The sequence below is a fragment of the Ruegeria sp. HKCCA5491 genome, assembly GCF_013034565.1.
In the GTDB taxonomy this organism is placed as follows: domain Bacteria; phylum Pseudomonadota; class Alphaproteobacteria; order Rhodobacterales; family Rhodobacteraceae; genus Ruegeria.
In genome coordinates this window covers 151,538-172,886 of sequence record NZ_WQGG01000012.1, presented here as the reverse complement: position 1 = coordinate 172,886, position 21,349 = coordinate 151,538, and the positions used below count along the sequence as shown (strand labels likewise).

At 57.5% G+C, this 21,349-nt stretch carries 21 protein-coding genes; 11 read left to right on the top strand and 10 right to left on the bottom strand.

What is annotated here, in order from left to right:
- Positions 1-151 precede the first annotated feature (151 nt).
- From GOV88_RS16560 to coxB, 9 genes are all read right to left on the bottom strand, one after another.
- The gene (locus GOV88_RS16560) at positions 152-736 is read right to left on the bottom strand and encodes a GNAT family N-acetyltransferase (protein WP_171121872.1); all 585 of its coding nucleotides are present in this window, start codon (positions 734-736) and stop codon (positions 152-154) included.
- The gene (locus GOV88_RS16555; RefSeq protein ID WP_171241103.1) at positions 736-1,998 is read right to left on the bottom strand and encodes a pitrilysin family protein; all 1,263 of its coding nucleotides are present in this window, start codon (positions 1,996-1,998) and stop codon (positions 736-738) included. The genes GOV88_RS16560 and GOV88_RS16555 overlap by 1 nt, the downstream gene beginning before the upstream one ends.
- Positions 1,995-3,383, bottom strand: coding sequence for a threonine synthase (thrC, locus tag GOV88_RS16550; protein WP_171241102.1), 1,389 nt, complete (start codon positions 3,381-3,383; stop codon positions 1,995-1,997). The genes GOV88_RS16555 and thrC overlap by 4 nt, the downstream gene beginning before the upstream one ends.
- Positions 3,380-4,057, bottom strand: coding sequence for an SURF1 family protein (locus GOV88_RS16545; protein ID WP_171241101.1), 678 nt, complete (start codon positions 4,055-4,057; stop codon positions 3,380-3,382). The genes thrC and GOV88_RS16545 overlap by 4 nt, the downstream gene beginning before the upstream one ends.
- A 156-nt stretch (positions 4,058-4,213) precedes the next feature.
- Complete coding sequence (locus tag GOV88_RS16540; protein ID WP_171121868.1) at positions 4,214-5,029, bottom strand: cytochrome c oxidase subunit 3; 816 nt, start codon at positions 5,027-5,029, stop codon at positions 4,214-4,216.
- 22 nt (positions 5,030-5,051) lie between these two features.
- Complete coding sequence (locus GOV88_RS16535; protein WP_171125681.1) at positions 5,052-5,627, bottom strand: cytochrome c oxidase assembly protein; 576 nt, start codon at positions 5,625-5,627, stop codon at positions 5,052-5,054.
- The gene (locus GOV88_RS16530; protein ID WP_162896804.1) at positions 5,627-5,788 is read right to left on the bottom strand and encodes a hypothetical protein; all 162 of its coding nucleotides are present in this window, start codon (positions 5,786-5,788) and stop codon (positions 5,627-5,629) included. The genes GOV88_RS16535 and GOV88_RS16530 overlap by 1 nt, the downstream gene beginning before the upstream one ends.
- Positions 5,785-6,741, bottom strand: coding sequence for a heme o synthase (gene cyoE, locus GOV88_RS16525; protein WP_171241100.1), 957 nt, complete (start codon positions 6,739-6,741; stop codon positions 5,785-5,787). Before cyoE ends, GOV88_RS16530 begins: the two co-directional genes overlap by 4 nt.
- A 73-nt stretch (positions 6,742-6,814) precedes the next feature.
- Entirely contained in the window at positions 6,815-7,726 is a 912-nt protein-coding gene (gene coxB, locus GOV88_RS16520; RefSeq protein ID WP_171121865.1) for a cytochrome c oxidase subunit II, read from the bottom strand.
- Positions 7,727-7,901: 175 nt separating this feature from the next.
- Between coxB and tldD the strand changes: the two genes are divergently transcribed.
- The 5 genes from tldD to GOV88_RS16495 all read left to right on the top strand — a co-directional run bounded on the left by tldD (position 7,902) and on the right by GOV88_RS16495 (position 14,886).
- Positions 7,902-9,323 (top strand): metalloprotease TldD, encoded by a 1,422-nt coding sequence (gene tldD, locus GOV88_RS16515; protein ID WP_171121864.1) that lies wholly within the window; start codon positions 7,902-7,904, stop codon positions 9,321-9,323.
- A 238-nt stretch (positions 9,324-9,561) separates the two neighbouring features.
- Positions 9,562-10,692 carry a DNA-processing protein DprA gene (dprA, locus tag GOV88_RS16510; protein ID WP_171241099.1) on the top strand — a complete coding sequence of 377 codons (1,131 nt, stop codon included), beginning with the start codon at positions 9,562-9,564 and terminating at the stop codon, positions 10,690-10,692.
- A 152-nt stretch (positions 10,693-10,844) separates the two neighbouring features.
- Positions 10,845-13,463 carry a type I DNA topoisomerase gene (gene topA, locus GOV88_RS16505; RefSeq protein ID WP_171241098.1) on the top strand — a complete coding sequence of 873 codons (2,619 nt, stop codon included), beginning with the start codon at positions 10,845-10,847 and terminating at the stop codon, positions 13,461-13,463.
- 92 nt (positions 13,464-13,555) lie between these two features.
- Positions 13,556-14,260: a CoA transferase subunit A gene (locus GOV88_RS16500; RefSeq protein WP_171121862.1), complete on the top strand. Its 705-nt coding sequence runs from the start codon at positions 13,556-13,558 to the stop codon at positions 14,258-14,260.
- Positions 14,260-14,886, top strand: a complete 627-nt coding sequence (locus GOV88_RS16495) for a CoA transferase subunit B (protein WP_171241097.1) — start codon at positions 14,260-14,262, stop codon at positions 14,884-14,886. Before GOV88_RS16500 ends, GOV88_RS16495 begins: the two co-directional genes overlap by 1 nt.
- Positions 14,887-14,927: 41 nt before the next feature.
- Here the strand turns inward: GOV88_RS16495 and GOV88_RS16490 are convergent, their stop codons facing one another.
- Entirely contained in the window at positions 14,928-15,788 is an 861-nt protein-coding gene (locus tag GOV88_RS16490) for a lytic transglycosylase domain-containing protein (protein WP_171241096.1), read from the bottom strand.
- A gap of 355 nt (positions 15,789-16,143) precedes the next feature.
- On the opposite strand from GOV88_RS16490, the gene GOV88_RS16485 reads away from it, so the two are divergent.
- The 6 genes from GOV88_RS16485 to GOV88_RS16460 all read left to right on the top strand — a co-directional run bounded on the left by GOV88_RS16485 (position 16,144) and on the right by GOV88_RS16460 (position 21,332).
- Positions 16,144-16,353: a Flp family type IVb pilin gene (locus GOV88_RS16485; RefSeq protein ID WP_171121859.1), complete on the top strand. Its 210-nt coding sequence runs from the start codon at positions 16,144-16,146 to the stop codon at positions 16,351-16,353.
- Positions 16,354-16,432: 79 nt separating this feature from the next.
- The gene (locus GOV88_RS16480; protein WP_171121858.1) at positions 16,433-16,639 is read left to right on the top strand and encodes a hypothetical protein; all 207 of its coding nucleotides are present in this window, start codon (positions 16,433-16,435) and stop codon (positions 16,637-16,639) included.
- Between the two features lie 147 nt (positions 16,640-16,786).
- The gene (gene cpaB, locus GOV88_RS16475; protein WP_171121857.1) at positions 16,787-17,662 is read left to right on the top strand and encodes a Flp pilus assembly protein CpaB; all 876 of its coding nucleotides are present in this window, start codon (positions 16,787-16,789) and stop codon (positions 17,660-17,662) included.
- 191 nt (positions 17,663-17,853) lie between these two features.
- A complete protein-coding gene (locus tag GOV88_RS16470) occupies positions 17,854-19,260 on the top strand; it encodes a type II and III secretion system protein family protein (RefSeq protein WP_171121856.1) in 1,407 nt (468 codons plus the stop codon).
- A gap of 17 nt (positions 19,261-19,277) precedes the next feature.
- Entirely contained in the window at positions 19,278-19,901 is a 624-nt protein-coding gene (locus GOV88_RS16465; RefSeq protein ID WP_171121855.1) for an OmpA family protein, read from the top strand.
- A gap of 195 nt (positions 19,902-20,096) precedes the next feature.
- On the top strand, positions 20,097-21,332 hold the full coding sequence (locus GOV88_RS16460; protein WP_171121854.1) for an AAA family ATPase: 1,236 nt from the start codon (positions 20,097-20,099) through the stop codon (positions 21,330-21,332).
- Positions 21,333-21,349: the final 17 nt, after the last annotated feature.

Genomic DNA, 21,349 nt, shown 5'->3' with positions numbered 1-21,349 from the left:
TTGGATATTGCTTCAAACGAACGGCGTCGGCTTGATTGCGCACACACCGCATTGCCGGTGGAAAATACGCGAGGGAGTAAGTGAATTGGGCTCACGCTGACAAATACGGGATGGTACCAGCCAAAAGTGCATTCGACGCCTTGGCTGTGCCCTACCCAGCGTCCGTCTTGCCGCGCCGATCCGAGCGCAGACAGGCGTACAACACATGCGTCCGCCACCGCCCGTTTATCTGTAAATAGGACTGCGCCACGCCCTCATATTTGAACGCCGACCGCTCCAACAACCCGCGCGAAGGTTTGTTTTCGGGCAAACACGCCGCCTCGATCCGGCTCAGGTCAAGTCGGGTAAACGCATGGTGCACGACCGCGCCAATCGCCTCGCGCATATAGCCATTGCGCGCATAAGCCTGCCCGGTCCAATAGCCCAGCGTCCCCGCCTGTGCCGGTCCGCGGCGGATGTTGTCCAGCGTGATCGCACCCACCAGCACATCATCCTCGCGCCGGAACAGAAACAACGGTATCGCCGTCCCACTCGCGACCGAGCGCTGCGCCCAATAGACCCGGTTGGTGAAGGACTTGCGGCTCAGGTGATCCTTGGCCCAGATCGGTTCCCACGGCGTCAGGAACTCTTTCGAGGCCCGCCGCAGCGCAGCCCAATCGTTGAAATCGGAATGAACCGGCGGGCGCAGACTAAGACGCGCTGTCTCAAGTTTCAGCTTACGTCGGCCCAACAGCATCACGCCGCACGCCTCTCCTGCAATTCTGCCAGCGTTGGCGCGCCGGATACCGGGCCGTACAAGGCCAGCGCGGCCGGAGCACTGATCGCCAGACGTTCAGCAAAATCGCGAACGTCGACGGTGCTGACAGCGTCAATTTTAGCGATTGTTTCTTCAAGCGGCGGCACGTCGCCCCAAATCTGAACCAGCCGCGCCAATCGCTCGGCCCGGTTCGATGGGCTTTCCAACCCCATCAGCATTCCGGCCTTCATCTGTGCGCGGGCACGGGCAACTTCTTCGGGGTTCATGTCATCGGCGGCGCGCTTCATCTCGTCGATGGTGATGGTCGCCAGTTCGCCAACCTGATCTGCCGAAGTTCCGGCATAAATCGTCGTGGTCCCGGTATCAGCATAGGCTCCGGTCTGCGCGAAAATCGTGTAGCACAGGCCCCGAGTCTCTCGGATTTCCTGAAACAGCCGCGAGGACATGCCACCCCCCAGCGCTGTCGAGTAAATCTGGGCCGTATAGATCGCATCATCACGGTAGCCCGGGCTTTCAAAAGCCAGCGCGAAATGGGCTTGTTCCAAATCCTTTTGCTGTCGGGCTTCCCCGCCTGTGAACCGGGCTGCTTCGGCAATCAAACCTTTGCGCGGATGCAGATGGCCGAACATCTCTTCGGCCATTTTCATCAACGCGTCGTGGTCCACCGCACCTGCCGCCGACAAGATCATCTGTTCCGGCCCATAGTGCTCGGACACAAAACCGGACAGATCCTCACGCGAAAACGCCGAGACCCGCTCGGTCGGCCCCAGAATGGTGCGGCCTAAAGGCTGGTCGTGATAGCTCTGCTCTTGCAGCCAGTCGAAAATCACATCGTCGGGCGTGTCATATGCCTGACCGATTTCCTGCAGGATCACGCCGCGCTCAACCTCGATCTCGCGCGGGTCGAAAACCGGGTTCAGAACGATGTCGCCGATCACGTCCATGGCCAGCGCCACGTCATCTTTCAGAACACGCGCGTAATAGGCCGTCACCTCGCGCGAGGTATAGGCGTTGATATATCCGCCCACATCCTCGATCGCTTCGGCGATTTGCAGCGCGGAACGCCGCTCGGTTCCCTTGAACGCCATATGTTCAAGGAAATGCGCGATGCCGTTCTGTTCGATCCGCTCATGCCGCCCACCGGCGGTCACCCAGATGCCGATGGCCGCAGATTGCAGCCCCGGCATATGTTCACTGACGATCCGAAATCCGTTCTTCAGCTGGTCTTGTCTGACAGTCACTCGGCGATATGCCCTTTGATATGATCCTCGAGGGCACCCAGATCATTGGCAATCCGCGTTACCCGTTCCGGACGTTCATACAGATCAGACATGCGGGATGGAAGAGGCGGATGCTCCCCGCTCGCCTTCTCGACCGCCGCCGGGAATTTCGCCGGATGTGCGGTGGCCAAAGTGATCATCGGAACCTCTGCCTTGCGATGCTCCTCACCGACCTTGATACCAATGGCCGAGTGCGGGCAGACCAGCTCAGCGCTATGGGTCAGCGTCTGCTTGATGGTCTCAAGCGTTTCATCCTCGGACACACGGCCAGAGTCAAAGCTTTCGCGCAGCGCCTCCATTGCGCCTTGGCTGACGTTAAAGCCGCCAGTCTTCAGTTCATCCATCAATTGTGCCACGGCGCTGCCGTCCTCGCCATAGGCATAATACAGCGCCCGTTCAAAGTTCGAGCTGACCTGAATATCCATCGACGGGCTGATCGAAGGGATGGTGTCGCCTTTGAAATACCCCTCACCCGAGAGGCAGCGATGCAGGATGTCGTTCTGGTTCGTCGCCACCACCAGACTGTCGATGGGCAGGCCCATACGTTTGGCCAGATAGCCCGCAAAGATGTCGCCGAAATTGCCGGTGGGCACGGTAAAGCTGACCTTGCGATGCGGCGCGCCAAGGCTGACGGCGGCCGAGAAGTAATAGACGATCTGCGCCAGCACCCGCGCGAAGTTGATCGAGTTCACCCCAGCCAGTTTCACCCCGTCGCGGAAGTCGAAATCGTTGAACATATCCTTCAGCGCCGCCTGACAATCGTCGAAGTCACCATCCACAGCCAGCGCATGAACATTGCTGTCGGCAGGCGTGGTCATTTGACGGCGCTGCACCTCGGACACACGGCCATGCGGGAACAGGATGAACACGTCCACAGCGTCCAGCCCCCGGAACGCCTCAATCGCGGCAGATCCGGTATCGCCACTGGTCGCGCCCACGATGGTCACGCGGTCATTGCGCCGTTTCAGGGCCACTTGGAACAACTGACCGATCAGTTGCATGGCGAAGTCCTTGAAGGCCAGTGTCGGCCCGTGGAACAATTCCAGCAGAAAGTGGTTTTCGTTCAACTGTTTCAACGGCGCGCGGGCGTCGTGACCGAAGCCTTCATAGGCTCGCGCGATGATGTCTTTGAACTCATCTTCCGAGAACGAGCCGCTGACATAGGGCCACATCACGCGAAACGCGATTTCTTCATAGGGCAGACCGGCCAATGCCGCGATCTCATCATGGCTCATCACCGGAATCTCGGCGGGCAGGTACAGGCCACCGTCGCGGGCCAATCCAGTCAGCATCGCCTCTTCAAAGGTCAGTTCCGGCGCTTGGCCACGGGTCGAGATGTATTTCATTGCGTTTCACTCTTTGCAGGGGCGCGGTTGCGCCACAGGAAATAACCGGTCATCGCGGCCCAGACCAGAGCCAGACCAAACCATGTGATTGCGTATTGCAGATGATCGTTTGGGATGCCCGCCGTATCCACTGGCAAGGGCGTTATGCCGGGATCGGTTTCCGATCGGGCGATCAACAGTATCGGCTCTGCCCCAAGCGCAGCGGCCAGATTGGGTACGTCGCGCGCGAACCAAATGTTGGCGTCGATATCGGCGTCGGGCGTATAACTGTCGATCTCATCCGGCCAGTGTAGGTTACCGGTCACGGTCATCGGCCCAATCAGACGCTCAGCTTGTTTTGCCGATGTCGGCACAAAACCGCGATCCACCAGAATGGTGCGGCCGTGCGTACTGAACGACTGAATAATCCGATAGCCCGCCCCGACCTGTTTGACCGAAACAAGTATATGGATTTCACCCGGCTCAATATCACCCGAAATCGTGACTGGCAGGTATTTGTCGGTATCTGCTGAAACGGTCTGCGGAAGGTCTACGGGTTCAGCCGCAATGCGTGCGTCGATCTCTGCCAGCACACCCTCTTTCCAGGCGAGCCGCTGCATCTGCCAGATGCCTAGCGAGATCAGCACGCCCAGACCGGCGACACCAAAGATCAGCAGGAACAAAATGCGGCGCATGGCGGGGTCGTGACCTTATTGCAGAAACCGGCGTCTTGTTAAGGGCGGAGCGGTCCCGATTGCAACCACGCAATTGTATGGGGCGCAATCTTGCGTCCAAGTAAGGAAAAAGCCGCCCCAACGGGCGGCTTTTGCATTTGGTTCACCTGATCAGCGTCACATCAACGGGGCTTGTCCCCAGATGTAGACAGCGAAGAACAGGAACAGCCAGACAACGTCAACGAAGTGCCAGTACCATGCGGCGGCCTCGAAACCCACGTGCTTTTCTGGGGTAAAGTCACCGCGAAGGGCACGGATCAAACAGACCGTCAGGAAGATCGTCCCGATGATGACATGCGCGCCATGGAAACCTGTTGCCATGAAGAAGTTCGAATAGAACTGATCGCCGCCGAATTCCCAGCCTTCATGGGCCAGCAGTTCATAGTATTCAAACGCTTGTAGGAAGGTAAATGCGATACCCAGTACAATGCCGATCGCCAGGCCATTGATCAAAGCCTTGCGATCATTGTCATGTACCAACGCGTGGTGCGCCCAGGTAATCGCGCAACCCGACAGCAGCAGGACCAGAGTGTTGATCAGCGGCAGGTGGAACGGATCAACCGCGTGGATATCCGGCTGAATGTATTCGGTGCCGGCATAGTCGTACATCGGATACATGCGATGCTTGAAGAACGACCAGAACCAGGCAAAGAAGAACATCACCTCGGACATTACGAACAGGATGAAGCCATAGCGCAGGCCGATACGCACAACCGGCGTGTGATCGCCCGCACGGCTTTCGGCCACCACTTCGGACCACCAGGCGAACATGGTGTAAAGAACGGCCACCAGACCCATCCAGAACATGAACGACGTAACGCCGTGCATCCACAGGACGGCTCCGAAAAGCATCACAAAACCACCGATCGCGCCGATCAGCGGCCAGATCGACGGGGCCAGAATGTGATAATCATGGTTTTTAGCGTGTGCCATCAGCGTCCCTCACCTAAAGGCATTAGTTCGTTGTTGTATCAGCCTGCGCATCGAGGGCGGCATAGCCCTCGGGCAGGTCAATTTCGTAGAATGTATACGACAGAGTGATCGTATGCACATATTTCGCTTCCAGATCCTCGACCATTTCAGGGTCGACGAAAAAGCTTACCGGCATCTGAACCCGCTCGCCGGGTTCAAGCACCTGTTCCTCAAAGCAGAAACAAGCGATTTTCTGGAAATAGCCACCCGCAGAATACGGCGCGACATTGTAAGACGCCTGCCCCGCAATCGGGCGATCGGTCGGATTATATGCCTCATAAAAGGCCAACCCGGTCTCGCCGATGCGCACTTCCATCTCGCGCTCGACCGGTTTGAATTCCCACGCCATATCTTTGGCTTTGGACGCATCAAAGCGGACGGTGACAGTACGGTCGAGAATGTCCTCGGGCGCGGCCTCGGCCACACCGGTCGTGCCGCCAAACCCGGTGACGCGGCAGAACCAGTCATAAAACGGCACCGCAGCCCATGCGAGGCTTCCCATCAGGATCACCACGCCAACGGTCTGCGCAACAGTCTTCTGAGGACCTGACAGCGCCATCAGTTCTGCACCTCTTGCGTGGCCATATTGAAGTCGGTGCCCGAGACTTTGACGATCGTCAGACCGAAGATGATCACGATAAACGCGGCCAACGTCAGGCCAACACCCAAATTGCGGCTGAACCGGCGCTGATGCAGTTCATGGCTTTTTCGCAAACTCATGACCAGCCTCCCAGACCATAGGGTCTCAGTAACGCCTCGATCAGAATCGCGCCGAAATGCAGGAAAAGGTACAGCAGCGACAACTTGAAGAAGCTCCGCTCAACCTTGAAGTTGTCAGCTTCTGAGTCGTCTTCGGTCCGACGCGCGATTGCCCATGCGCCCCGCAGGAACAAGGCATTCATCACGACGGCTACGGTCAGATAGATCGGGCCGCCAATGCCCGAAAACGCGGTACCTACGGCCAGCAGCGCCAAAAGCGCAGTATAGATCAAAATGTGCCAGCGGGTTGCACGGCGACCATGCGTTACGGTCAGCATCGGCACACCGGCATCGTCATAGTCCGAGCGCATGAACAAGGCCAGGGCCCAGAAATGCGGCGGCGTCCACATGAAGGTCAGAGCGAACATAAGCCACGGTTCGATCGACATCGAGCCCGTGGCAGCAACCCAGCCGATTACCGGCGGGAACGCCCCTGCTGCGCCACCGATTACGATGTTCTGGGGCGTCAAGCGCTTCAGCCACATCGTATAGACGACAACGTAAAAGAAGATCGTGAACGCAAGGAATGCCCCTGCGAACCAATTGGTTGCCAGCCCCAGCATGATGACGGACAAGCCCGACAGCGCCAGCCCCAGCGACAGCGCCTCGCGTTCCTGCACTTTTCCAGCCGGAATCGGGCGGCCCTTGGTACGTTTCATCACCCGGTCGATATCTGCATCCCACCACATGTTCAGCGCGCCAGACGCGCCGCCACCGATAGCGATGAACAGGATCGCACAGAAACCGACGAACGGATGCACCGATACCGGCGCCGCCACCAGCCCCACCAAAGCCGTGAAAACCACCAAAGACATCACACGTGGTTTCAGCAAAGCGAAATAATCGCCAAAGCTGGCCTCATCCACGTGCGCCGTGGCGGTCACTTGGCTGGCATTGATGCTTGCGTCGCTCATGTCCGGTCCTTTTGGGGCAAAAGCTGCGCGATCCCCGCGCAGCCTGCTTGTTTCAATCTAGGCCGTTTGCGGCTTAGTTCGAGGCAACCTGATACGAGGCTGGCTGACCCGCGTACTCTTCCAGAGCACCCTGCAGCCATTCCTCATAGGCCTCTTCGCTAACCACTTTGACGGTGATCGGCATATAGGCGTGGTCCTTACCGCACAGTTCCGAACACTGACCGAAATAGACGCCTTCTTTATCGGCCTGGAACCAAAGCTCGGCCAGACGACCGGGAACACCGTCCTGCTTTACCCCGAAGGACGGGATGGTCCATGAATGGATCACGTCTGACGCGGTCACCTGCATCACAACGATCTTGCCAACCGGAACAACGACGGCAGTGTCCGTGGCCAGCAGCCACTCGTCTTCACCATAGCCGGAATCTGCAAGCTTGGCCCGCATCGCATCATCCAGAACGAACGGCGTGACATCTGCGTCAGCTGGGCGCGCACCCTCGTCCAAGGTGGCCGGGTGGCCCAGCAGATAGCTGTCGAAGGCAAAGTCATGGTCAACGTATTCGTAGGTCCAGTACCACTGGTTGCCAACGACCTTGATAACCACGTCACCTTCGGGAATTTCCTGCTGCTTGAACAGAACCGGAAGTGAGAAGGCGCCGATGAAGACCAGAATCAGGATCGGGCCCAAGGTCCAAGCGATCTCAACTGGGGTGTAGTGAGAGAATCGCGCCGGCGTCGGGTTTACGCGGCTATTGTAGCGCACGATGCAGTAGACCAGCAGTCCGGCAACCAACAGGCAGATGGCGGTGATGATCACCAAAATCATTCCGTCCAGCCGGTGAATCCCCTCGGCCAGGCTGGTGGCTGCGGGTTGGAAACCCAAACCGCCATCAACCGGCTTGCCAATAATTTCAAGCTCCTGAGCCATGGCAGGCAGGCTGGAGAGGGCTGTCATGAGCCCCGAAAGCATCAAAGCATTCTTCATTTTCTGTCCTGATCGTTTGATCTTTGCGTCCCTGGCGAAAAGGTGTGAATCGGTCGCACCTCTCCCGTTGTCTTTGGCAGCGTTAAAAACCATATTCCGGGTGGTAGATAAAGCAAAATGCTTGCGTCAAACAGACGCTATTTTTGATCTGGATCAAACTCGAAAGGTCCCACCCATGACGAATGACCCGTTTCGCCCCTTTGAAAGCGCCCTTCCCCACGACGAAGCGCTTGCCGTTTTGCAATCTGCCACCGCCGGGGCCGAGGACGGAGAGTTGTTTGTGGAACGCCGAAAATCAGAAGCTCTGGTCTTTGACGACGGGCGTTTGCGCACTGCGTCTTACGATGCCTCCGAAGGGTTCGGACTGCGCGCGGTTCAGGGCGAGGTGGCGGGTTATGCACATTCCACCGACGTCTCGATCCCGGCGCTGAAACGTGCTGCAGAGACAACGCGCCTGGCCGTCGGCGATGGTGGCGGCACCTTGGCCAGAGCGCCACGCGCCACCAACACACGCCTTTATACGGACGAGGACCCGATCGAATCCGCCAGTTTCCCGGTCAAGATCGAGACCCTGCGCGAGATTGATGCCTTCGCCCGCGATCTTGATTCCCGTGTCGTTCAGGTCAGCGCAACGATTGCGGCTGCCGTGCAAGAGGTCGAAATTCTGCGCCCAGACGGCGTGATCGTCCGTGATGTACGCCCGATGACTCGCCTGAACATATCGGTGATCGTCGAGCAGAATGGCCGGCGCGAAAGCGGCTCGGCAGGCGGGGGCGGTCGTGTGGGTCTGGACGGGCTGATCGACCCTTCCGACTGGCAGGACAAGGCACAAGAGGCGCTGCGGATCGCACTGGTCAATCTGGACGCCATCCCAGCGCCCGCGGGTGTGATGGAGGTCGCGCTTGGCCCCGGCTGGCCCGGTATTCTGCTGCACGAAGCCATCGGACACGGGTTAGAGGGGGATTTCAACCGCAAGGGCAGCTCGGCCTTTGCAGGGTTGATGGGTCAGCAGATCGCCTCCAAAGGCGTGACCGTGGTGGATGACGGCACTATCCCGGACCGTCGCGGCTCGATCTCGGTCGATGACGAGGGTACGCCAAGCTCGCGCACCGTTCTGATCGAGGACGGTATCCTGACTGGTTACATGCAGGACCGCCAGAATGCGCGCTTGATGGGGGTTGCGCCCACCGGAAATGGCCGCCGACAAAGCTATGCCCATAAACCGATGCCGCGTATGACCAACACCGTCATGCTGGGCGGCGACGCGGACCCCGCATCGCTGGTGGCCGATATCAAGGACGGTATCTGGGCTGTTGGCTTTGGTGGCGGGCAGGTGGATATCACCAACGGCAAATTCGTCTTTTCCTGCACCGAGGCCTACCGGGTCGAAAATGGTAAGATCGGTGCGCCGGTCAAAGGCGCGACCTTGATTGGGGACGGCCCGTCTGCCCTGAAGCGTATCCGCGGGCTGGGCAACGACATGGCGCTAGATCCTGGCATGGGCACATGTGGCAAGGACGGCCAATGGGTGCCAGTCGGCGTCGGGCAGCCGACTGTTCTGATGGACGGCCTGACTGTCGGCGGATCGGCGGCATAAACTAGAATCGCGGCGAATTTTGTGGGGCGCAGGGTTAATACTGCGCCTCGATTCCTGCTTGCGCTGTCCAGCGGCGCTCAGGCCACGCTTGCGACGCGTTTATATTTTCCATTGATTTTCAGATTGTTACGCGAAAACGCTAGTTCAACCTACAAAAATACCAGAAAAATTTGAACGGATTCAGAAGCTGTTAACCACTCCAGCCGTAAACCAGTTCTGCAATCAGGCGGAGCAACGGATGACCGAGGAGCAGCTTTCTTCCAATCACCCCACACTCCCACCCACCACGGAAGAGGATCGGTTTTCCTGGCTTCGTCTGTTGCGCTCGCGCAAGGTTGGTCCAGCGACGTTTCGTCGACTGCTGCGGGAACATGGCTCGGCGCAGAATGCGCTGGCCGCGCTGCCTGAAATGGCGCGCGCTGCCGGAATAAAAGGGTATGAAATCTGCCCGCCCGGTGTGATTGAGGCGGAACTCAAGGCCGCAAAAGCCGCCAACGCGCGGCTTTTGTGCCTTGGGGCCGCTGACTTCCCGACCGCTTTGAATGACCTGAATGATGCACCGCCGATGTTGTGGGCAGTCGGTGATGTATCACTGCTGCAAAACCCATCGGTTGCAATGGTCGGCGCACGTAGTTGTTCATCGTTGGGTGCGCGCATGGCGCGCGGGCTGGCTACCGATCTGGGCAAGCATGGATATGTGATTGTCTCCGGTCTTGCCCGCGGGATCGACACGGCGGCCCATATCGCGGCGCTGGACGCTGGCACTGTGGCTGTCATGGCCGGAGGGGTCGACGTGGTCTATCCGTCAGAAAACACCGATCTGGCCCATAAAATCGCCGAAAACGGATTGCGGGTGTCGGAACAACCCATGGGCGTGACGCCTCAGGCCCGTCATTTCCCGCGCCGCAACCGGATCATCTCGGGCCTTTCACAGGCGGTTGTGGTGGTCGAGGCCGCGGCCAAGTCCGGCAGTCTGATCACTGCGCGCGACGCATTGGATCAGGGGCGCGAAGTTCTGGCCGTGCCCGGCCACCCCTTTGACGCCCGTGCCGCGGGGTGCAACCTGCTGATCCGCGACGGCGCGACTCTGGTACGCTCGGCGGAAGACGTTATCGAAGCGCTGCCCAAACGTGAAATACCTTCACCCGTTCAAGCCGAACAGCACCCCCGAACAGACAATTCTGAAGCTAACGTAGAATCGCTGCACGTGGCGATCCTGACGCGCCTCGGGCCGTCCCCGATTGCCGAAGATCAACTGATCCGCGATATTGCGGCCACTGCCGGGGAAATCGGCCCGGTGCTGGTAGATCTGGAATTAGACGGGCGCATCCAAAGACAACCCGGCGGACTTCTATCGTTATCGGCCTGATCGAACGAATGCGCCATTGTTCTACCCGTATCACTTTGAAATCACCGCCAAATCGCTTTGGCAAAAGGAACGCATTGACAATTCGCTCTTGCCCTCCACATTTTGCACCATCATAGAAGGCGCCAAATTCGTCGAGCGAGGTTTTCCCTTAAATGCCTGTAGTTGTTGTAGAATCCCCTGCCAAGGCCAAAACGATCAACAAATATCTTGGCGATGACTACACGGTTCTGGCGTCTTATGGTCACGTGCGTGACCTGCCGCCCAAGGACGGATCGGTCGATCCTGACCACGAATTCGACATGAAATGGGAGGTTGGCAATGACAGCCGCAAGCATGTCAAAGCGATCGCCGACGCGCTGAAAGAGGACAACGCCCTGATCCTCGCCACTGACCCTGATCGTGAGGGCGAGGCGATCAGTTGGCACCTGCAAGAGGCGCTGACCAAGCGCCGCTCGATCAAAAAGGACACGCCGGTCAGCCGCGTGACCTTCAACGCGATCACCAAGGACGCCGTGACCGAAGCGATGCAGAACCCCCGTCAGGTCGATATGCCTTTGGTCGAGGCTTATCTGGCCCGTCGCGCACTGGATTACTTGGTGGGCTTCAACCTGTCCCCCGTCCTGTGGCGTAAGCTGCCCGGTGCGAAATCGGCGGGGCGTGTGCAATCCGTCTGTTTGCGTCTGATCGTCGAGCGCGAGATGGAGATCGAGGCGTTCAAACCGGTTGAATACTGGTCGGTCAAAGCGCTGTTCGAAACGCCGCGTGGTCAGACCTATGAGGCGCGTCTGGTCACTCTGGCCGGGAATAAACTGGATAAGCACGACCTGAAGAACGCCACGCAGGCCGAACTGGCCGTTCAGGCAATCACCAGCCGCGCTCTTACCGTGACCTCGGTCGAGGCGAAGCCTGCGGCGCGCAACCCCAGCGCTCCATTCATGACCTCGACCCTGCAGCAGGAAGCCAGTCGCAAATTCGGCATGGGCGCGCGCCACGCAATGCAGGTGGCACAGCGGCTGTATGAAGCCGGCTACATTACCTATATGCGGACCGATGGCATCGACATGGCCCCCGAGGCTGTGGCCGCCACCCGCGATACCATCACCGACCGCTATGGCGCGGAATATGTGCCTGACAGCCCCCGCATTTACAAGAATAAGGCCAAGAACGCGCAGGAAGCGCACGAATGTATCCGCCCTACCGACATGTCGCGCGACGCCAACGATTTGAAGGTGACGGATGAGGATCAGCGAAAGCTGTATGATCTGATCTGGAAGCGCACCATCGCCTGCCAGATGGCCGCTGCCCGGCTGGAGCGGACCACCGTTGAGATCGGCAGCGATGATGGTCAGGTCGGCCTGCGCGCTACCGGTCAGGTTGTCATGTTCGACGGATTCATGCGCGTCTATGAGGAAGGCCGCGACGATGTGGCCGATGACGACGACAAGCGCTTGCCCCAGATCACGCAGGGCGATCCGGCGCGGTTTGCAAAGGCCTCGCTCAAGGATCAGTTCGCCAAGGCCGAGGACAAGGCCGCGGTTCTGTCTGAAAACGAGGCGGTTCTGGCCCTGCAACACCACACGCAGCCCCCCCCACGCTATACCGAGGCCACCCTGGTCAAACGAATGGAGGAACTGGGGATCGGGCGCCCCTCCACCTATGCCAGCATCGTGACCACGATTCAGGACCGTGAATATGTGCGCAAGGACAAGAACCGGCTGATCCCCGAAGAAAAGGGCCGGATCGTTACGATCTTTTTGCTTAATTTCTTCCGACAGTATGTGGGATACGAATTCACCGCCAATCTGGAAGGTGAGCTGGACGATGTCAGCGCGGGCGAGCGTGACTACAAAGACCTGCTGGGTAAGTTCTGGCGCGATTTCTCAGCCGCGATTGGTGAGACATCGGAACTGCGCATTTCCGAAGTGCTGGACAAGCTGGACGAGGCGCTGGCCCCGCAGCTTTATCCACCTCGTGAAGACGGCTCTGATCCCCGTGTCTGCCCGAAATGCGGTGTAGGTCAGCTGCACCTGAAAACCTCGCGCACAGGCGGGTTTGTGGGCTGCGGCAACTATCCGGAATGCACCTATACCCGCCCCATCGCGGGCGAAGGGGCCGAGGGCGATGAGCGCCTGCTGGGTGAAGATGCAGGCGATGAGATCTGGCTGAAATCCGGTCGGTTTGGTCCTTATGTACAGCGCGGCGAACCCACGCCCGAGAACAAAAAGCCCCCCCGTGCGTCCCTCCCCCGTGGGTGGAGCAAGGATGACATGGATCTGGACAAGGCGCTGACACTGTTGTCTTTGCCTCGCCAGATCGGCGAACACCCCGATGGCGGCATGATCAGCACGAATTTCGGACGTTTCGGGCCATATATCATGCACCAACTGCCGGACGAGGCGAAGCCGGTTTATGCCAATCTCAAGGACCCGAACGATGTGTTCGAGATCGGGATGAACCGCGCAGTCGAATTGCTGGCCGAGAAACGCGCAAACCCGGGGCGCGGACGGCGTGCGGCGGCAAAACCGCTCAAGGAACTGGGCGATCACCCCGATGGCGGGGCAATGCAAGTGCTGGACGGGCGCTATGGGCCATATGTGAAATGGGAAAAGGTTAATGCAACCATTCCCAAGGACATCAAGCCCGAGGACGTGACGCAGGAAATGGCCATCGAACTGGTCAACGAGCGCGCCGCCAAGAAAGGCACTAAAAAGAAAGCTGCGCCGAAGAAGAAGGCAACGGCCAAGAAGACGACCAAAAAGGCGGCCTCATAGGTAGAAATACCACCACCCCCTTGGATTCGTTGACTTCCCCGTGACGTGGCGGCACAACCTGCCCATCACCATGTCATTGGGGGAGTTTCTTCATGAAAAAAGTCTATGCCAATGCCACCGATGCGCTTGATGGCGTGTTGTCGGATGGCATGCTGATTGCGGCGGGCGGGTTTGGCCTGTGCGGCATTCCCGAGCTTCTGCTGGAAGCAATTAAAGAGTCCGGCGCTCAGGACCTGACATTTGCGTCAAACAACGCGGGTGTTGATGATTTCGGCATCGGTATCCTGCTGCAAACCAAGCAGGTCAAGAAAATGATCAGCTCTTACGTTGGCGAAAACGCCGAGTTCATGCGTCAGTACCTGGCCGGAGAGCTTGAGCTAGAGTTCAACCCGCAGGGCACTCTGGCTGAGCGTATGCGCGCTGGTGGCGCTGGTATCCCCGGTTTCTACACCAAAACCGGCGTGGGCACCGTGATCGCCGAAGGGAAAGAGCACAAAGACTTCAACGGCGAGACTTACATCATGGAGGAAGGCATCTTTGCCGACCTCGCGATCGTCAAGGCGTGGAAGGCCGACGACACTGGCAACCTGATCTTCCGCAAGACTGCGCGTAACTTTAACGTCCCCGCCGCGACTTGCGGCAAGATCTGCGTGGCCGAAGTTGAAGAGATTGTCCCACGTGGTTCCTTGGACCCCGACGCCATCCACCTGCCCGGCATTTATGTGCACCGCATCATTCAGGGTAGCCACGAAAAGCGCATAGAACAGCGCACCACCCGCAAGAAGGAGGACGCATAATGCCTTGGGACCGAAATCAGATGGCCGCCCGCGCAGCGCAAGAGCTGGAAGACGGCATGTATGTAAACCTCGGGATCGGAATTCCGACGCTGGTGGCGAACTATGTCGGCGACAAGGACATCACTCTGCAATCGGAAAATGGCATGCTGGGCATGGGCCCCTTCCCGTTCGAGGGCGAAGAAGACCCCGACCTGATCAACGCAGGCAAGCAGACGATCACCGAACTGTCCCGCACATCTTATTTCGACAGCGCCACATCCTTTGGCATGATCCGGGGTGGCAAAATCGCCGCTGCCGTGCTGGGCGCGATGGAGGTTGACGAAGAGGGCGATCTGGCCAACTGGATGATCCCCGGCGTACTGGTCAAAGGCATGGGCGGCGCGATGGACCTTGTGGCCGGCGTTGGCCGGGTGATCGTGGTGATGGATCACACCAACAAGCACGGCAAGTCCAAGCTGCTGAAGAAATGCACCCTGCCCCTTACCGGCAAAAAGGTGGTGAACCGAATTATCACCAATCTGGGCGTTCTGGATATCGTGGACGGTGGGCTAAAGATCGTCGAGACCGCCGAGGGCGTTACCGAAGACGAAATTCGAAGCGCCACCGAAGCAACCATCGTCAACTGACAAGCATCACGGTAAAGGCCCACCAGAACGGCGGGCCTTTTTTAGTTCTGCGTCTGGAACACGCACCCGTCCGAGATCAGCTCAGGCGGCGTGGAACACAAAGCCCGTGCTATCTGAAACGCGGCCAGCACTTTGGGAACGTAATTGCGCGTCTCGGAATAAGGTGGGACCCCACCGTGTTTGCGTACCGCGCCTTCACCGGCGTTGTATCCGGCAAGAACGAGGATGGGATCGTTCCCGAACTCTTCCATCAACCAGTTCAGGTATTTCACACCGCCAGAGATATTCTGGCCCGGGTGGAAGCTGTCTTTCACGCCAAACCGTCTGGCCGTCGCAGGCATCAATTGCATCAGGCCCTGCGCCCCGGCGGAACTGACCGCATCCGAACGGCCCGCGGATTCCACGGAAATCACAGCCAGCACCAAGGCGGGTGAGACATTCGTGCCGACGGTGGAGCGAAGAATCTCAATCCCCTGCTGCTGCGCAATGTTCTGAAGCGTCTGCAATCGGGGCGAGGCGACATTAATCGCAGCCAGCGCGTTTATCGCCTCATCCAGGCGTCCCGCGCCAGATCGCGCCAAGTCGGGCGAAATCTTTTCCCAGAACTCCTTGTAGGAACCGGTGGGCTTTTCGGCCCCTCCCGGCAGGCTAGGGGGCGCAACACGAGTCCGCGCAACAATCTCGGGAACAGCGATCTCGGTTCCAGTACTTGGAGCGAAAGGCGCTGTGGCATGTTCCTCGGGCGAGATTTGAACCGTGATCTTAGGGCGCGTACCCGGCTTTGGCGCTTTGACTCGTTTATATACGCCTCTTGGTTCTACGGATTGCGCAACAACAGGTGCAGGGCTGAAAAACAACGCAGCCACAACACCGACGCAGAATATTGCGTCCCTGAGATTCATTTTGCCCGCCTCATGCATTTATCTTTTGATTGATTTGAACCCCAGAACCGGCCCCAAAACCAGAAAAACCACCGGAATTGGGGCATTTTCGCCTCATTTGGCGCAATTTTGCATCGGGCGAATGGGTCGCCTCAACTAATTTCGCATTTTTTATCTTTATATTTCAGCTGCTTGACAAAAAAATTACCGGAAAGTTAACATTCGGCGAAAAAAAAATGGTTTTGGCCCAATTCCTGCCACGCACGCCAGTCAAACATAATGCCATACCGAGACGGTCAAGAGCGGACTGAGAGACGAAGCTCTGTAAGACGCCGAGGTTTAACAGACTATTTTGATCCTTTAGGAGGGACGTAACATGATCAAGTTCATCAAGAACTTCCGCAAAGACGAAGACGGCGCCGTAACAGTTGACTGGGTCGTTCTGACCGCAGCTATCGTTGGCCTGGCAGCCGTTGCTTACACCCAGGTTGGCGCAGGTACTTCGGACCTGGCCGGCGAAATCGACACGGCTCTGTCGGGTGTATCCGTAAGCGTTCCGGCAATTGGCGGCGCAGCAAGCAACTAATAGCCCGAACAGCATTTTAAGAGGGGTCGCGTTCGTCAGATTGCGACCCTTTTTTTATCTCAAAAAGCTGGATTGAAAAATGAACAGAATCGCAAAATATCTATTTGGTGAAGATGGGGCCATCACCGCCGACTGGGTTCTTTTGACGGCGGGTCTGGTCGGCTTTGGCGCAATTATCTTCGTAAACCTTTCTCCATCCATTCAACACGTGGACAATCAAACCGGCAATGCGCTCAGAGGTGCCGAGGTGCGAGACCCCAGTTTTCAGATACCCGTATCCGAGTAACGCTTGATTGGATCGACCGAAAATCCACGGACGCAAAAAAAATCAAGGATTGTCCCCCTTTTCGACACAATTCACGATTAGCGAGGGATGAGCTGACGCGCATTCGTTGCGACGTCATGAGTAAACAGAATAAGCGAGGGGACGCGAATGCGTGCAGTATTTGGACTAGTCCTGATTATCGGGGTGGCTCTGGCCGGTGGCGCAGTCTATTTGGCACAAGACTACATCTCCAAAACTCAGGCTGAACTTGAAAAAGAGAAGCGCGCCGCGCAGGACGCGCTTGCGAATGTAAAGACAATCACAACAATTGACGTCTTGGTCTCGAACCGCGCGCTGAAATACGGCGAGCGCCTGACCGAGGAAGACATTCGCGTTGTGCAGTGGCCCGAAGATGCGATTCCCGAAGGCACCTTTTTGGGATTGGCGGAATTGTTTCCCGAAGACAAAAAAGGCGACCGCTTTGTCCTGAGAGCAATGGAAAAGGACGAAGCCCTGATGGAAGTCAAGGTGACCAAGCCCGGAGAATCGGCTGGCCTGACTTCGCGTATTGAAAAAGGGAAACGCGCTTTTGCAATCAGTGTTGATGTTGCATCGGGTGTATCGGGTTTCCTGCGTCCGGGTGACAATGTCGACGTTTACTGGACGGGATCGGTGAGTGGTGCAATCGCTGGCAACAGCGGTGAAATCACGCGGCTGATTCAAACCAACATTGAACTTATCGCGGTTGACCAAAAGGCGGGCTCCGACCTAACAGGTGCAACCATCGCGCGCACCGTCACGGTCGCGGCGACGCCTGAACAAATTGCTGCCCTGGCACAGGCGCAGAACACAGGTCGACTGTCTCTGGCACTGGTAGGAGTTCAGGACGAAACCGTCGCAAGCGCGGTTGAAGTGGACCAGAGAAAGCTGTTGGGAATCAAAGAAGCCGCCCCTGCTCCGGTGCAAGTCCAGGAAGAAGTTTGCACGGTAAATACCCGGCGCGGAGGAGAGATCGTGAAAACAGTGATTCCCTGCACAAACTGACGCCAAATCAGCGATTTAGACGTACAAGCCGCGCATCTTGCGCGGCTTGTGTTATTTTGGATGTTGCGCATTATCCACATAAGGAAAATTCCAGAAACCATTGATTATTGCAATAAATTCACAAGTCGCGCAGTGTTAACTGGCATAAGGCACTAGACCTACAACGAGGCGTGATCGGAGAGGCAGGTCACATGAAAATACAATCTTGGATTAGCGCGACCCTTTTGGGGTTGGCGCTTGTAATGAGTTCCGTCGGCGATGCCGCCTGGGCTCAAAGTTTGCGCGTGGTTAAGAAGGGTACGGCGGAAACGCTCGATGTCCCGATGAACCGCGCCATTGTCGTAGAGAGTGAGGAACCGTTTGCCGAACTCAGCATCGCCAACGCCGGCATTGCTGATATTTCGTCGCTTTCGGACCGCACGATTTATGTTTTGGGTAAAGCCCCCGGCTTGACCACCCTGACGCTGTTTGACGGGGCGGGCAACTTGCTTGCCAACGTTCGCGTCCGCGTATCTCCGGACGTTTCGGAGTTTAAAGAGCGTCTGCGGCAGATCCTGCCAAGCGAACCGATCGAGGTCCGCACGGCAAATGACGGGATCGTGCTGTCCGGCACTGTTTCCAGCTCGGCCAAACTGGCCCGGGCACTGGAACTGGCAGAGCGCTACGCGCCCGAGCGTGTTTCGAACCTGATGTCGGTTGGCGGCGTTCAGCAGGTCATGCTGAAGGTACGCTTCGCCGAAATGAGCCGTTCAATCGCAAAAAGCCTTACAGCATCGCTGGGCTTTGGCGGTAGCGACGTAACGGGTGGTTTCAACACCTTGAACAACGCTTTGTCGCTACAAAACGCGATCAACAACAACATTCCGGTGTCTCAGACCAACACAGGCGCGATCCTGTTCGGTTTTGGTGCCGGTTCGACGCAAGTTCGCCTGTTGTTGGAAGCACTTGAGGCAAAGGGCCTGGCGCGCAGCTTGGCGGAACCCAACCTGTCTGCCCTGTCCGGGCAGGAAGCTGAGTTCCTCGCGGGTGGCGAAGTACCAATTCCGGTCCCTGCCGATGACGGCAACATCGCGATCGAGTATCGGGCCTTCGGTGTTCAGATTATCTTTACTCCGCGCGTTGTGGACGGTGATCTGATCAACCTTGAGATGGGCACATCTGTTTCAAGTATCGACAATAACTCGGACTTTACGATTGCAGGTAACAATGTTCCTTCGTTCGTTGCACGTCGGACCAAAACAACGGTCGAACTGCGCGACGGTGAAAGCTTTGCAATCGCGGGCCTGATCCAAGACGACTTTGCGGACCTGAACAACCAGGTGCCGTGGCTGGGCGACGTCCCCGTTCTTGGTGCCCTGTTCCGCAGCGCCGAATATCAGCGTCAGCAAACCGAACTCGTCGTCATCGTAACCGCACACCTGGTGTCGCCGACTCGCGGTGAAGCTCTTGCTCTGCCGACGGATCGGGTCAAACCGCCAAGCGAGTTCGATCTGTTCATCAACGGCCGGACCGCAAGAACCGAACGTCTGGGTTCCGGTGGTGCGTCTGAAGTCGCCAAGCAAGACTTCGGTAGCTCATACGGCTACGTGCTGGAATGATAAGGAGGATAGGACCAATGCAGAAGTGGATCATCACACTGGGTCTTTCGGTCGCTGTCGCCGCATGTACGCGTGAGGCCGGATATGAAGTTGACCAAGGTGCGTTCGGAAATGCGACTCTGAACAATTCGCAAGTCATGACTGGCGAATTGACATATGCCCAAATCCTGGGCCGTAGGTTCGCAGCCGAAGTTCCAACGCAGATCAACTTTGCCTTTGACAGCGCGCAGTTGGATGCCAGCGCACAGCGCATCCTGCTGCGGCAGGCAGACTGGATCAAACAGTTCCCCGAAGCGCGCTTCCGCGTTTACGGTCATACGGATGCTGTTGGATCCCAGTCCTACAACCAAAGCCTCGGCCAGCGTCGTGCAGACGCAGCGGTTGCCTTCCTGACACGTCAGGGCATCTCGCGGTCGCGACTGGAAGCCGTTGTTTCCTTTGGCAAAACTCGACCCTTGATCGACACGCCGAACAGAGACCGCCGCAACCGGCGTACGGTTACAGAGGTTTCAGGCTTTGTTGATCGCGCACCTCAGCTGTTGGATGGCAAGTACGCAGAAGTCATCTATCGCGAGTATGTCGAGAGCGCGACCAACCTGAGCTACATCACTGATGTAGACGCGACAGACATCTCTGAATAATCTTTTGAATTGGGCGACATCGTCGCCCAATTCCCAACAATTGGTTCTTTTGCGCCTAATTCTTGCCTAAGTTCCAAGCCACATTTTCAACAATTGGGTGAACTGCGACCGGATAAGGCCGCAACAGGGCAACAGAAGCCTGACCGGACCATTTGGTTCGCGAAGGTTGCTGCCCTCTCGACGAGGACTGTGTTAATGACCAGCGCAACGACGCAAGATGATAAAACCGCTATTCTGGCCTGCACAATAAGCCGGGACGTCCAGAATTTTGATCTTCTGATCGAAGACATGGAAGCCGCTTTGGGTGAGCGTTGGGGCGACTTGGGGTTTGCCGAGGCTTTGGCCTTTTTTGGACAGCCTGAAGCCGATCACCTTGAGTTCGTTGCCCTAGCTATTGACGGCGAAGACGAAGACAACCTTACCCTGATGGGTGAGATCATCACGCAGGCCAAGGAAAAGAAGATCAAAGTTGTCCTGATTGCCGAGGACGTGACGCCAGCTTCATTGCACCAGTTGCTGCGCAAGGGCGCGGATGAATTTGTCCCCTACCCTTTGCCAGAAGGCGAGTTGCAGGAAGCAATCGAGCGTATGAACAAGCCCGACCCGGTCGTTTTGGCGCAGGAAGCGGCCGTTTCGCTAGCGCAGGGCGAATCAAAAGAAGGCGCTTTGTTTGTGACCCACGGTCTGGCCGGTGGCGTCGGATCGACGACTCTGGCGGTAAACCTGGCTTGGGAGCTGGCTTCGATTTCGGAAAAAGAGGCCCCGTCTGTCTGCCTGATCGACCTGGACCTGCAATACGGCACTGTTTCGACCTATCTGGATCTGCCGCGCCGGGAAACTGTTTTTGAGATGCTCTCGGACACGGCGTCAATGGACGATGACGTGTTCTCGCAAGCCCTTCAAACTTATGAAGAAAAAATGCAGGTCCTGACGGCACCGTCTGATATGGTCCCGCTGGATCTGATCACATCAGAGGATATTCAGCGCGTCATTGATACGGCACGCCGGCACTTTGACTATGTGGTTGTGGACATGCCCACAACACTGGTTCAGTGGTCCGAAACCGTTCTGCAAGCTGCACATGTGTATTTCGCATTAATTGAACTGGATATGCGGTCCGCGCAGAACGCTTTGCGCCTGAAACGGGCACTTCAAGCCGAAGAGCTTCCATTCAACAAGCTGCGTTTTGCGATGAACCGTGCGCCTAAATTCACGGATCTGAACGGAAAAAGCAGGATCAAACGCATGGGCGAGAGCCTTGGCATTTCGATCGATCTGCAATTGCCCGATGGCGGAAAGCCGGTGATGCAAAGTGGCGACCATGGTCTGCCGCTGGCCAGTTCTGCCGCCAAGAACCCGCTACGTCGTGAAATTGCGAAGCTTGCGAAATCTCTTCACAGCCTGGGCAGCAGCAGCGCCGAGGCCGCATAACACAATCCCAAAGGGAG

Coding starts and splice junctions, on each gene's coding strand:
- GOV88_RS16560 (WP_171121872.1), bottom strand. CDS start 736: ATGCTGTTGGGCCGACGTAAGCTGAAACTTGAGACAGCGCGTCTTAGT.
- thrC (WP_171241102.1), bottom strand. CDS start 3,383: ATGAAATACATCTCGACCCGTGGCCAAGCGCCGGAACTGACCTTTGAA.
- GOV88_RS16545 (WP_171241101.1), bottom strand. CDS start 4,057: ATGCGCCGCATTTTGTTCCTGCTGATCTTTGGTGTCGCCGGTCTGGGC.
- GOV88_RS16540 (WP_171121868.1), bottom strand. CDS start 5,029: ATGGCACACGCTAAAAACCATGATTATCACATTCTGGCCCCGTCGATC.
- GOV88_RS16535 (WP_171125681.1), bottom strand. CDS start 5,627: ATGGCGCTGTCAGGTCCTCAGAAGACTGTTGCGCAGACCGTTGGCGTG.
- GOV88_RS16530 (WP_162896804.1), bottom strand. CDS start 5,788: ATGAGTTTGCGAAAAAGCCATGAACTGCATCAGCGCCGGTTCAGCCGC.
- cyoE (WP_171241100.1), bottom strand. CDS start 6,741: ATGAGCGACGCAAGCATCAATGCCAGCCAAGTGACCGCCACGGCGCAC.
- coxB (WP_171121865.1), bottom strand. CDS start 7,726: ATGAAGAATGCTTTGATGCTTTCGGGGCTCATGACAGCCCTCTCCAGC.
- tldD (WP_171121864.1), top strand. CDS start 7,902: ATGACGAATGACCCGTTTCGCCCCTTTGAAAGCGCCCTTCCCCACGAC.
- dprA (WP_171241099.1), top strand. CDS start 9,562: ATGACCGAGGAGCAGCTTTCTTCCAATCACCCCACACTCCCACCCACC.
- topA (WP_171241098.1), top strand. CDS start 10,845: ATGCCTGTAGTTGTTGTAGAATCCCCTGCCAAGGCCAAAACGATCAAC.
- GOV88_RS16500 (WP_171121862.1), top strand. CDS start 13,556: ATGAAAAAAGTCTATGCCAATGCCACCGATGCGCTTGATGGCGTGTTG.
- GOV88_RS16495 (WP_171241097.1), top strand. CDS start 14,260: ATGCCTTGGGACCGAAATCAGATGGCCGCCCGCGCAGCGCAAGAGCTG.
- GOV88_RS16490 (WP_171241096.1), bottom strand. CDS start 15,788: ATGAATCTCAGGGACGCAATATTCTGCGTCGGTGTTGTGGCTGCGTTG.
- GOV88_RS16485 (WP_171121859.1), top strand. CDS start 16,144: ATGATCAAGTTCATCAAGAACTTCCGCAAAGACGAAGACGGCGCCGTA.
- GOV88_RS16480 (WP_171121858.1), top strand. CDS start 16,433: ATGAACAGAATCGCAAAATATCTATTTGGTGAAGATGGGGCCATCACC.
- cpaB (WP_171121857.1), top strand. CDS start 16,787: ATGCGTGCAGTATTTGGACTAGTCCTGATTATCGGGGTGGCTCTGGCC.
- GOV88_RS16470 (WP_171121856.1), top strand. CDS start 17,854: ATGAAAATACAATCTTGGATTAGCGCGACCCTTTTGGGGTTGGCGCTT.
- GOV88_RS16465 (WP_171121855.1), top strand. CDS start 19,278: ATGCAGAAGTGGATCATCACACTGGGTCTTTCGGTCGCTGTCGCCGCA.
- GOV88_RS16460 (WP_171121854.1), top strand. CDS start 20,097: ATGACCAGCGCAACGACGCAAGATGATAAAACCGCTATTCTGGCCTGC.